7 protein-coding genes and 1 pseudogene are annotated in these 11,450 nt (G+C 63.3%); 6 read left to right on the forward strand and 2 right to left on the reverse strand.

What is annotated here, in order from left to right; all coding sequences use genetic code 11:
* Positions 1-121 precede the first annotated feature (121 nt).
* Both ACLMAJ_RS32315 and ACLMAJ_RS32320 read left to right on the forward strand, forming a co-directional pair.
* Positions 122-425 (forward strand): annotated as a pseudogene (locus ACLMAJ_RS32315) (transposase); the annotation flags it as partial.
* A gap of 634 nt (positions 426-1,059) precedes the next feature.
* Entirely contained in the window at positions 1,060-2,007 is a 948-nt protein-coding gene (locus ACLMAJ_RS32320) for an AraC family transcriptional regulator (protein ID WP_412017666.1), read from the forward strand.
* Between the two features lie 56 nt (positions 2,008-2,063).
* Here ACLMAJ_RS32320 and ACLMAJ_RS32325 read toward each other — a convergent pair whose 3' ends face one another.
* Complete coding sequence (locus ACLMAJ_RS32325) at positions 2,064-2,237, reverse strand: hypothetical protein (protein WP_412017667.1); 174 nt, start codon at positions 2,235-2,237, stop codon at positions 2,064-2,066.
* Positions 2,238-2,761: 524 nt separating this feature from the next.
* On the opposite strand from ACLMAJ_RS32325, the gene ACLMAJ_RS32330 reads away from it, so the two are divergent.
* Positions 2,762-4,579, forward strand: a complete 1,818-nt coding sequence (locus ACLMAJ_RS32330; RefSeq protein WP_412017668.1) for an acyl-CoA dehydrogenase family protein — start codon at positions 2,762-2,764, stop codon at positions 4,577-4,579.
* 110 nt (positions 4,580-4,689) lie between these two features.
* Here ACLMAJ_RS32330 and ACLMAJ_RS32335 read toward each other — a convergent pair whose 3' ends face one another.
* A complete protein-coding gene (locus ACLMAJ_RS32335) occupies positions 4,690-5,766 on the reverse strand; it encodes a cytochrome P450 family protein (protein ID WP_412017669.1) in 1,077 nt (358 codons plus the stop codon).
* Positions 5,767-7,201: 1,435 nt separating this feature from the next.
* On the opposite strand from ACLMAJ_RS32335, the gene ACLMAJ_RS32340 reads away from it, so the two are divergent.
* From ACLMAJ_RS32340 to ACLMAJ_RS32350, 3 genes are all read left to right on the forward strand, one after another.
* Positions 7,202-7,333: a hypothetical protein gene (locus tag ACLMAJ_RS32340; RefSeq protein ID WP_412017670.1), complete on the forward strand. Its 132-nt coding sequence runs from the start codon at positions 7,202-7,204 to the stop codon at positions 7,331-7,333.
* A 157-nt stretch (positions 7,334-7,490) separates the two neighbouring features.
* Positions 7,491-9,641, forward strand: a complete 2,151-nt coding sequence (locus ACLMAJ_RS32345; protein ID WP_412017671.1) for an acyltransferase family protein — start codon at positions 7,491-7,493, stop codon at positions 9,639-9,641.
* A 904-nt stretch (positions 9,642-10,545) separates the two neighbouring features.
* Complete coding sequence (locus ACLMAJ_RS32350) at positions 10,546-11,442, forward strand: MHYT domain-containing protein (protein WP_412017672.1); 897 nt, start codon at positions 10,546-10,548, stop codon at positions 11,440-11,442.
* Positions 11,443-11,450: the final 8 nt, after the last annotated feature.

Here is an 11,450-nt window from a genome sequence, read left to right on the forward strand (position 1 = left end):
TCACAACCAGGCGACCTGGGCGGTCGCCAACCACTATTCTATGTCGCTTTCGTTGTGGTCGACGTATTGGTGAGATATCAGACTGTCGCAGTTCACGGGGGCCGCCTACGACCGGGCAGGAGTGCGCCTCGAGCAGGAGAAACTGTTCCTGCTGGTGATGATCGGGGTCCGGGCCGACGGCCGCAAGGAGTTGGTCGCGATCGCCAACGGATATCGGGAATCGACCGAGTCGTGGGCGGATCCGCTGCGCGGGTACCGACGCCGCGGGATGACCGCGCCTGTACTCACGGTCGGTGACGGCGCGCTCGGGTTTCTGGAAAGCGTCGCGCGATGCGTTCCCGGAAGCGAGGGAGCAGCGCTACTGGTTCCACAAGTCGGCGAATGTGCTTGCCTCGCTGCCGAAATCGGCGCACCCGGGCGCGCTGCGCACCTACGGCACACACCTGACCCTCCCCGAGCTCACGTGGCACGACCGCCGATTCGACGACGTCTCCCAAGACCGACCTGGACGAGATGGCACGGGACGGTTCACAGGACCTTCATGGATGCGACCGAGAGTTCGGCGAGTCACTGACAGGTCCCGATTACCTGGTAGCGGGCGACAACATCTCGACGCCGATCGGTTGTCAAAAATTGACCATGATCTGTCAGGAAAACGGTAGAGGCTCGGCAGCGCCGCAACTTAGTCTTCGAGACAAGCTTTCGGCACGACAAAAGGAGGTTCGGACAGGTCCACACCCGGTCGACACCTGCGCGCCGCCGGTCGATTCACGTCTGCGAAGGGGGCAGACGTGGCAAGCCTGGCGCGCTGGTTCGCGACCTCAGCGGTCGATTCCAACCTTGGCTGACACACTGGGCGACACCGGGTTTCGTCCCCAACGGGCATCGCCGCCTGTCAGTACTGCCGCACCCCTGGTGAGCACCGCGCGGATCGGCCCATCCCCGGTGAGCGACTCTCGCCGAGTTCGCCTGCCGCCACGACTCGGCACCTCTCTCGACATTCTTGTAATCTTACGGCCGGCTCCAACGCTTGTGGCAGGTTCCTGAAAGGGGGGCGGTGTGACCGGTGCAGAATTGATGAGTCAGGCTTTCGAATCCGACACCGAGGACCCCAATGGGTCGTGGGAAGAATACCTCAGGGAGATGCAAGGTTCGGTTGGGTTGGGTTTCCGCAACGAGGTATTCAAGTCATCCGCGTTTGCACAGGGCGTCGGCCCATTCCAGATAGTCGAATTCACCACCACAGCGGTCGACTATCGACGCTCCAGACTCGATATAAAACGCGACGACGACGATCCCAGCTATCGGCTCCTGATTCCACTGCGAGGGACTTTCAGGTTCGAACAGGGCGAGCACAGAGAGGTCTTCGCCCCCGGAAAAGTCGGCTTTTTCCGTTGGCATCACGGGCTCTTCATGACACATGACAGTCCCATCACTGCATTGATCATGACCGTCCCCGCAGATCAGGTCAATTCCGTCTGGGCTGCGAAGACTCCACTCGCGCTGGACGAGAAGCGTCCCTTGGTGCGCCACTTGGCGACACAGGTTCGATCAATTCTCGAGATCAAGGACTGGACGGCAGGAGATTTCACCGTCGCATGTTCCGGTGCGCTCGGCAACATCAATGGGGCAATCAACCCATATCCGGATATCAAGCCCGGCAAGCGTGCGAAGGTAGCGGAAAAAGCCCGACTGCTTATCGAACAACATGCTAACGACCGTGACCTGACGACCGAGGCCGTCGCCGCGATGATGGGAATCCACGCGCGGACGCTGTACAGAGCGATGGAAGACATCGGATATCCTCCGCCCATGGAGATGTTGAACGCGATTCGCATCGAACGCGCGCATCGTCGGATCTCCAGTGACCGTGGCCTGACATCAGAAGAGATAAAAGGTCTCGCAGACGAACTCGGATTCGCCAGCTCACGCAGCTTCCGAGAGTCCTATAAAGAACGCTACGGGCGAACCCCGGCCGAGACGCACGAGGTGCTGTTTATTCGGTGAATGCACCGGCAGATAGCCGGTGATCTCGAACAGCATCTTGCCCCCGATCCTTGACATCAGGACACCTGCACGAAGTTACCCAACCACGGCGTCGATGTCCGATGGGGCAAACGCGGTTGGTCGAAGGTGTTGGCGTGCTCCAGGATCGGGCCGAGCTCGTCGTCGATCCGGGCCGCGCGGAAACCGAGAAGCACCAACCATATTCGTTCGGGGTCGCGGAAGGTCTGCATGGCCGTCGCCAGAGGAGTTCCGCGCCAAGCTGTTCCGTGTGGATGCTGATGCTTCGCGGGCACCAGAGCCTGCGAAGTGGTTGACGCCGCACCAATTCGGCCTGAACGCATCACTCGGCACGATGGGCGGCCGTACCCTGGATTTGCTGAGAGGTGGGTGATGAACAGGCGACACCGACATTGCTGCCGCGCGCCTCGGCGGGCCCAACTGCTTTGCTGTGGACCTTCCTGGATGGCTAAACATCTTCTCCTGCACCAGGTTCTGCGCTTCAAGTGACCTTACCCCATTGGCGGCCAATACCTTTCGGGTTCCGGCAGCTTGGGTGCGCGACTCAGATGCGGGAGTTTGGCGATCCATCAGCTATCTTCTGGTTGAACGCCGAAATGTGTTCTCTTAGTTGAGCAATGATCGAACGTAGCTAGACTCGGAGGCGTACGCTTCTACTGCGGCAAACAAATGGCAAGTGGGTTGTAGGTCGGTCTTGCTGCCGTAGAGGGATCGGCGATGAGTGGAAGGCGGAGTTATGGTTGCGCAAGAGATTGCAGAGAACCTCGCGGATATGTTGTTCGGCGATCGACGCATCGTGGCCCAGCGGTACAACAAGCAGTTCGGTGAGGCAACGTTCGACGAAGACTGGTGGACTGTCACACAGAACCCGGGAAAACGAGCGTACGAACGGTATTTGGGGCTGCTCCAGCACCTGTCGGTCACCGAGACCGTGTCCGATCTGCGAGACTTGGTGACCCTGCACGAGCAGGCCACTGTCGTCGATCCACACCTCGGCGCTTTGCTTACGGTGCAGATCAACCTCGTTCTGGGGACCTTGCTCGAGCAGCCCTCCCTCACCGTCGAGGCTGCCGAGGCTCTCACGGAGCTGTTGGCGGGCCGCGCTGTGGGCGCGTACGTACTCACCGAGGTCGGTCACGGCTCTGATCTGAACAATCTGGAGACGACCGCGGTCTACGACCCGGCCGATGGTGGCGGGTACATCCTGAACACGCCGACCAAGACAGCGATCAAGCGGATGCCGACCACAGCGCCGCCGCCGTTGGAGGGAGTGGCACGGTTCGGCATCGTCTTCGCCCGGCTGATCGTGGACGGAGCCGATCGCGGCACCTACCCGTTCCTGGTATGGATGGCCGATGCGGACGGGCAGATGCGGCCGGGGATCACCGTGCGCCTCCTACCCGAAAAGCCGGATCTGGGGATGGACAATGCGCTGACCAGCTTCCACGATGTGCGTCTGTCGCTCGGGAGCCTGGTGTCGCATACCGGGACCCGCATCGACGACGGCCAGCTGATCTCTCCGATACCCGCCGACAACCAGGTGTGGCGCGCCATCAGTCGAGTACGGGTGGGTCGGCTGTGCATTTCGGCCATGGCTGCGGCCGTTTCCCGGGCTTCCCTGTCGATCGCTGTAAACCACGCCACCCAACGAGACATCGCGAGCATGGCCGGCGGCCGCATCCCGCTCTCGCAGGTCCCGTCCCACTACGGTCCGCTACTGGATGCGGTGGCCGATACCTACGTCGCCACCACGGCGGTGGAAGTCGCGGTGGACGCTTTCGTTGACGCCACCGACAATCGGGCCGACGAGCAGGAGCAACAGCTCACCGACCTTGTGGCGCTGACGAAGTACTTCGCCACAACCACGGCACTGCGCGTGTGTAACGAGGTGCGCGACCGGCTCGGTGCCGAAGGTATGTTCGCCCACAACAAGATCCCGGTTTATCACGGCCTGCGTAACGCGGCGGCGACCGCCGAGGGTGACAGTGACGTCATCGCGTTTCTCGCCGCCTACCGGCGTCTACCCCTCCCCGACGAGTGGACACCTGGATGCTGGGACAACCCCGAACCCTGCGATATCGACACTCCAGGCAACTGGGTGGATTGGCTCGGTGCTCGCACGAACTACTTGCGGCACCTAACGCGGGAGGCATACGCAAATGCCACCGGCGACCGCCAAACACGGTGGGACAGTGTCTATGACCTTGCCCTGGCCGAGGCCGAGGCGCACATTGTGCACCAGGCGGCCGAGACCATGGCTGAGCGTGCCGGTCAGCTGCCCGCCGGCCCCCGAAAGGTGGCCGAGAATCTGCTCACCCTCTTCGCCATCCGCCAGTGCAAGGAACACGGCGCGGACATGGCTCCCGACGGTCCATCCCCAAAGCTACGAGGATCGTTGAGGGACATGCGCAGGCAACTGCATGACCTACTAGCCCCTCACCTGACCGAGCTCGTCGCGGCGTTCGAGCTCAACAGTGGATCCCTGCGCACGGCGTTCGACTCGGACAACTTCGTAGAGCAGTCCGCGGACGCTCTGAGCGCGGTCGCACAGTAGACGAACACCGTCGCGCTGGGTGCGAAGGCCCTCAGCTCAGTGGATGAATAGGAATAGCTGACTCGACCTCGGGATGTGGGATCGACATCCCGAGGTCGTCGGCGGTCTCGTCAAAATTTGTTCCGCGACGGCGAAAAGACAACGGGCAGCTCGGTCAAGGATCGATGGAAAGGCCCTGGACGCCACTTCAGGGGCTTGGCGACCCGGACGTCGGGCACGTGGTCGAGCAGTTGATCAATGGCGCAATGCGCGACCTGGAACGCAACGTTCTTCGCCGGGCACACGTGCGGCCCGGTGCCCCACGCGATATGTGACCGATTGGCGGTCACGTTGAGATCCCCCACGGCCGCGGGGTCGTTGTTACAGGCCGCCAGGCTGGTGACCACGGGCTGGTTGGCGGGCAGCCACACACCGTCGACCAGAATCGGCTGGCGCGGGTAGGTGATCAAGAAGTTCGCCAGCGGTGAGTCGTCGAATAGCTTCTCGTTCAACGCATCAGCCGTCGTCAGCGCTGCATGCCCGAAAAACCGTTCGTCAGTGAGCATCAGAAGCAGCGTGTTGGCGATCAGATTGGTCAACGGCTCGATCCCCGCACCATAGTCGGTGACCAATTGGTGGACGAGCTCTTCGCCGTTCAGCTCGGCCGAATGATTCAGCAGCCGGGTGGTCACGTCGTTGGCAGGCTTGACGCGCTTGAGAGCGACCAGTTCGGCCAGGGCACCAGCGAACATCGCGCTGCCCTCCCCTGCGTCGGTGACCTCGAACATCAGGGCCATACCCTTTGCGACCCGCTCGCCGATATCGGGCGTGCACCCGACCATGGCGTTGAGATAGGCGAAAGTGACCGGAAATGCGTACTGGCTGATCAGATCGGCCTGCCCGTCGAGACAGAAGGTGTTGATCTGCGGGATCGCGATCTGCTCGATCTGTCTGGGGAGGTCGGTCAGGTCGATATCGTCGATGCTGTCTACGTTTGCCTTCCGGTAACGCGCATGCTCCTGCCCGCCGCTGCGCAGCGCATTCGGGCGGTACTCCAGCATTGGCAGCACCGGGCAATCAGGGGGCACGTTCTTCTGCCAGGCGCGCGGATCAGCCGGAAAACGCTCGGGATCGTTGTTGATCCGAATCGCGGTGCTGTAACCGATCACCAGCGTGGCTGGAATACCAGGCGACAGCTCCACCGGCACCAGCGAACCGTATGTCTTACGCATCTCAGCGTAGGCCCCATGTGGGTCGTCGGCGAACTCCGCGGTGTATAGCGGAACCGGAACCTGATCAGGGTTGGCAGCGGTTGGCGACGAGGCCTCGAACCAGCCGGTGGGGGATGCGGATGGGGGTTCATGTGGTGTTGTAATGACTGACTCCAGGTATGGAACAGGAATACGACGACGTGCTGAGTGATCTCGGGGCATGTGTCTACGGTGGCCCTGAGCGTGCAACTGAATGAAATCTGCTGGCGATCATGTGACGGCGACCAGTACCGCGCTTGGCCGCGGGCTCAATTCGAGCTGCCGTGCGTCGCCAGGGCAACGCGATCATCGCTACCGACCGACACCTCACGCCGAGATGTTCGCGCACAACAGGCTCCACGTCGGCAAATCATACTCACTGCCTGTTTCCCTTGTAGGCCAAGCAGTTTGCGGACCAATCGGTCTGCTGCACGCACGGCTGAACAACAGCGCTACACCGACTGGAACACTGGCCGCACCGTCATCCAAATGATCGAACGCGGAAAGTACGAGCTGACTTCATGGAAGAGCGCATTGGCGGGAAAACTCCACCCCCACGGCTACGACGACGACCCGATCGAAACTCCTTGCCGAAGCCACCGCCGCATTCGCGGAGAGTCAATGCCGCCCAGCAGGTCCGTCCGCCGGTGGAGAACCGTGATCACCGCCGGCGCCGGAGCTCTCGCCTGAGCTTTTTCCAATTCGGCGCGGTTTGACCATGCGCCGGATTCCGGCTGCCGGAGCATCGTCACCAGCTCGTCTCCGCCGCAGAGCGTCGAGATCGACGACACTTCCATCATGCTCGGCACTGCCGGGATCAACCTCCGGAGCGCGGTGCCGCGCGGCGCCGGAGTCCACCGGCCACCACCCTGTCTCACGCTCCAGTTCCGACCGCAGCACGGGCCTGGTCGGTGCGGAATCGAAGACGGAGCCACTTTCCGAAAGCCAAGTCTTGTGGGGCCGCTCGCCGGGTTCTTCCGTCACGCGACGGGGGCGACGCGGCAGCCGGGTGACATTCGACATGCCGTCTCCCGCCCCAGGGGGACCGGTTTCGACAGCCTTCATTCCTTCCAGCTTCCTGCGCATCCGTTCCAGCGCATCGAACCTCTTCCCCCCGGGCCCCGGCAAGGAATCCGGTCCCGGCACTTCCCGGTCCGACATCGAACTAGCCGCCGACGAGTGCCACGGCACCCGTGGGCGCCACGACCGCCGGTACGCCGAGCTGATGTCTGAACTTATCGCTGATCGCGCTCATGCTCGCATTCTCCCTCAGGTCCGCCACACACTGCGATCGCCTCGGCATCAGGCCCGCGCCATTTCTGATCGCCGAGGTAATTGTGGAGACGATGATCGGTGGGCCGCCGCCACCGGTGGAAACGCTCTCTTAGCGGTCATGTCGGACTCGGTGGTGTCAGCCCTGCTGTCGGGCACCATCGACAACATCCCGTACGTTGCGACGATGAGCCCACTGGTAGCTGACCTCGCCGGTGGTATCGATATCCAGGCGCGCGCCGACGCATTGTGATGGAAGCGGATTTCGGCGACAACCTGACCGCGGTCGGCGCCATCGTGACGTTCACAATCGTTGTCGCGGCACCATATCTGTGATTGCGGTACTTCGTCTTCAGCTGACACCCCGAACCATCCCCACCCCGGTCCGGCCGACATGAGAGGAGCAGCCCATGCCGAAACCACAGGATGTTGTGCCCCGCAACGCGACCGGCACGTCAACCTTCGCCTTGCGGTCGGCCGACCCGATCGGACGAACCCAACCCGCCAAGCCCTCGACTGCGGCGCGGGAGTACCGGCACGATCTGGACGGACTTCGCGGTATCGCGATCGCGCTGGTGGTGGTGTTCCACGTGTGGATGGGCCGGGTATCCGGTGGCGTGGATGTGTTCCTGGTGTTGTCGGGGTTCTTCTTCACCAGCATGTTGCTACGCCGCGCTGGTGGTTCCGGTTCGATCGGTGTCGGTCAGGTTTTGTGGCGGACCGCGCGCAGGCTGTTGCCCGCGCTGACGGTAGTACTCGCGACGGTCGTCGTCGCGACGGTGGTGATGCGTCCGTATACGCAGTGGGGCGATATCACGGCCCAAACCCTCGCTTCGGCTTTCTATTATCAGAATTGGCATCTGGCCTACGCCCAACTCGACTATGCGGCACCCGATCCGTCGGTCAGCCCACTCCAGCACCTGTGGTCCATGTCGGTCCAGGGCCAGTTCTACCTCGCGATGCTGGCGGTGGTCGCGCTCTGGGTATCGGTACGTCGGCGGTTGCCGGCAAAACCATTGCACCGCTGTGGATTTCTGGCATTACTAACGGTGGTCGGTGCGGTGTCGTTCTGGTACGCGGCCGAAGGCTCGGCCCAACATCAGGCGTGGATCTACTACGACAGCGGCGCGCGGGCGTGGGAACTGCTTGTCGGCGCGCTGTTGGCGACGGCAGCGCCATGGATCACGGTGCCCCCGTTGCTCCGCACGGTGCTGGCGCTGCTCGGTGTCGCCGGGGTGCTCTCGTGCGGGCTGCTGATCGACGGCGCGACCCGATTCCCGGGACCGGCCGCGCTGTTCCCGGTCGCGGCAGCGGCGGCATTGATCCTGTCGGGCATGAACGCTGCTGCGACACCGCAGCCGTTGCCGAATCGGATCCTCGGTATGCGAGCGTTCACCGAACTCGGCGCTCTCGGATATGCGCTGTACCTGTGGCACTGGCCGGTCCTGATCTTCTACCTCGCCGAGTACGGCAACCTCACCCCCGGCATCGGGGGCGGGTTACTGGTGATCGCGACCTCGCTCGTATTGGCACTCGCCACCCAGCGGCTGATCGAAACACCACTCCGACAACCCGCTGTCGCCAACGGCGCGACTCGCTCGACCGCAACACCACCGCGGTACAACCGCGGTGTCGGAATGCTGGTGTCGATACTCGGAATAGGGGTGCTGGCCGCGGTATTCGGCTGGCAGGCGGTGCTGAAGGCCAATCCTTCCGAGCCTCCGGCGTTGCTCGACCCGGTCGACTATCCCGGGGCAGCGACGCTGCTGGCCGGGACCGTCGGCCCGTCGGAACGAATGCGACCGAGCGTATTCGAAGGGTCGAAAGATGCACCGAAACCGACCTTCGACGGCTGCATCACCCCGAATCGAGACGTCCGCAGTTGCACCTACGGCGATGAGACGGCATCGCACGCGATCGCGGTGGTCGGCGGCTCACACTCCGAACACTGGCTGCCCGCACTGGAATTGCTCGCTCTCGAACATCACTTCCGCATCGTGACCTTCCTCAAAGAAGGCTGCCCACTCACCCTGTCCGACGAGCCGTCCTACGCACTGGCACCGTTCCCCGAGTGCCACGAATGGTCGACCGAGATACTCGATCTCCTCGCCGAGCAACGCCCGGACTGGGTCTTCATTACCGCGACCCGGCCGGGCTCGGACGACGGCGACGAGGTGCCACCAGAATTCCTCGACATCTGGTCGGCACTATCGGACCGCGGACTCAACGCACTCGCCATCCGCGACACGCCCTGGCTGCGCCGCGACGGCGTCCACTACCGCGCCACCGACTGCCTCGCCAACCACGGCACCCCCGACAGCTGCGGCATGGACCGTGCCCTCGTTCTGGAACCGAACAATCCCGCCGAACAACCAGCATCGGCCTACCCCAACATCTTTCCCCTCGACCTGACCGACGCGGTATGCCGGGCGGACCGCTGCCGGGTCGTCGAGGGCAATGTCTTGATCTACCGCGACGAACACCACCTCACCGCCAGTTACGTCCGCTCACTCGCCCCCGAACTCGGCCGTCAGATCGGCTCGATCACCCGGTGGTGGTGACGGCGTCGCACACTTCGACGACTTCCCCGAGGCACCCGCTCGGCGAGGTGGTCGAGAATACGAAAGGCCCTATGCCCCAATGGGCATAGGGCCCGTCTGCGCTGACGGGTGCAAATGCGGAACCTATGCCTCGGCCAGGTCGGCATCGTGTCGAGACAAGTTACAGGGCAACCGAATCCGTAGGTCGAACACCGAGATCCCGTGCTGGAAAGGCTATTTCATCGAGCCACGGGTGCTGGCGTCACTGCGCAGGAGGTGGGCACTGCGGCGGTGGACCCTGGTGATCCCCGGGCGGTGGACCTTGGTGGTCCCCGGGCGGCGGACCCTGCGGGTGATCCCCGGGCGGCGGACCTTGGTGGTCCCCGGGCGGTGGACCCTGGTGGTCCCCGGGCGGTGGACCCTGGTGATCCCCAGGAGGCGGACCCTGCGGATGATCCCCGGGCGGCCCGCACTGCTGCCCCGGCACAGGCCCCTGCGGGCCGGGCCCCGGATCCGCGCTCGCTACGCCGGCACCGATACCCAGTACCCCGAGCACCACACCACTGGCCACAGCGGTCCTGGCCAGCTTCGACTTGATACCCATTTACGTACCTCCTGTATGTCGGATCTCGATCCGAAATCATCGGCGCCCGCAGCTGCCGGACCGACCCGACGATCGTTGCGGCCCAACATTTGTCCGCCATTGGCGCGAGTTAAGTGCCAGCTGTGAACGCCGGATAATCCGGCTCGCCGACGAGGTATCCGCCCGCCCATGACAACGCCTCGGCTCGCTCAGCTACTTCGCCGCATAGTCGAGACAGGCGTGCAGAGGATTCCATCTTGCAAATTGCAAATCCGAGAGATCGAGCTAAGGTCCTATCCAGCCGCAGTCGCGAGATTCGCCACCGGCAACGGAGCTATACACGTGCTAGAACTCGATCACTTCAGCTATGGCTGGGTAACCCCCGTCCTGGCCTACATCATGTCCGTCATCGGATCGACGCTCGGCCTGCGATGCGTGGCCCACGCCCGATGGTCCGAACATCCCGGCGGCTGGCTGGTCGCCGGGGCCGTCTCCCTGGGTGGTGCGGGCATCTGGGTCATGCACTTCACCGCAATGCTCGGCTTCTCCATCCAGGGCGTGACCATCCGCTATGACGTGCCGATGACAGTGCTCAGCGCTGCCATCGCGATCGTGGTTGTCTGGATCGGACTCTCGATCGTCGTACGTGGACGACGCGAAGTCGTGGCGCTGCCGATCGGCGGCGCCATCACCGGGCTCGGCGTCGCAGCGATGCACTATCTGGGTATGTACGCGATGAAGATCACCGCCCACGTCGAGTACCAGCACAAAACGGTCGCGCTATCGATCGTGATCGCGGTCGTCGCGGCGACCGCGGCACTGTGGTTCATGCTGCACGTGCGCGGCCTGTACGCGACCATCGGCGCGGCACTGATCATGGGTCTCGCGGTATGCGGCATGCACTACACCGGAATGTTCTCGATGCAGGCGGGCCACGGCGAGCATCACATCTCCGACGGCGGCCGCGAACCCTTGCAAATGGTGACACCGCTGATCGTGACCGTCACCTTGGTCACGATGATGCTGATGGTCCTGGTCGGACTGGCCGAGGTCGATGAACGCAGCACACGCGATCCACACTCCACCCGGCGTGAATCCCGGACTGCAACCTCGACTTCGTCCTGGCCGACAACCGATGACGTGCGCCCGAGCGATTCGACCGAAGATCGACCCGACTGGGCACTGAGCAGCTCGTCGGCCGCACACCGACGGCGCCGCAGTACGCCCCGTCAGGGCTGATCGTCGCA

Source organism: Nocardia arseniciresistens (genome assembly GCF_046764875.1).
Taxonomy (GTDB): Bacteria; Actinomycetota; Actinomycetes; order Mycobacteriales; family Mycobacteriaceae; genus Nocardia; species Nocardia arseniciresistens.

Coding starts and splice junctions, on each gene's coding strand:
- ACLMAJ_RS32325 (WP_412017667.1), bottom strand. CDS start 2,237: ATGCAGACCTTCCGCGACCCCGAACGAATATGGTTGGTGCTTCTCGGT.
- ACLMAJ_RS32330 (WP_412017668.1), top strand. CDS start 2,762: ATGGTTGCGCAAGAGATTGCAGAGAACCTCGCGGATATGTTGTTCGGC.
- ACLMAJ_RS32340 (WP_412017670.1), top strand. CDS start 7,202: ATGTCGGACTCGGTGGTGTCAGCCCTGCTGTCGGGCACCATCGACAAC.
- ACLMAJ_RS32345 (WP_412017671.1), top strand. CDS start 7,491: ATGCCGAAACCACAGGATGTTGTGCCCCGCAACGCGACCGGCACGTCA.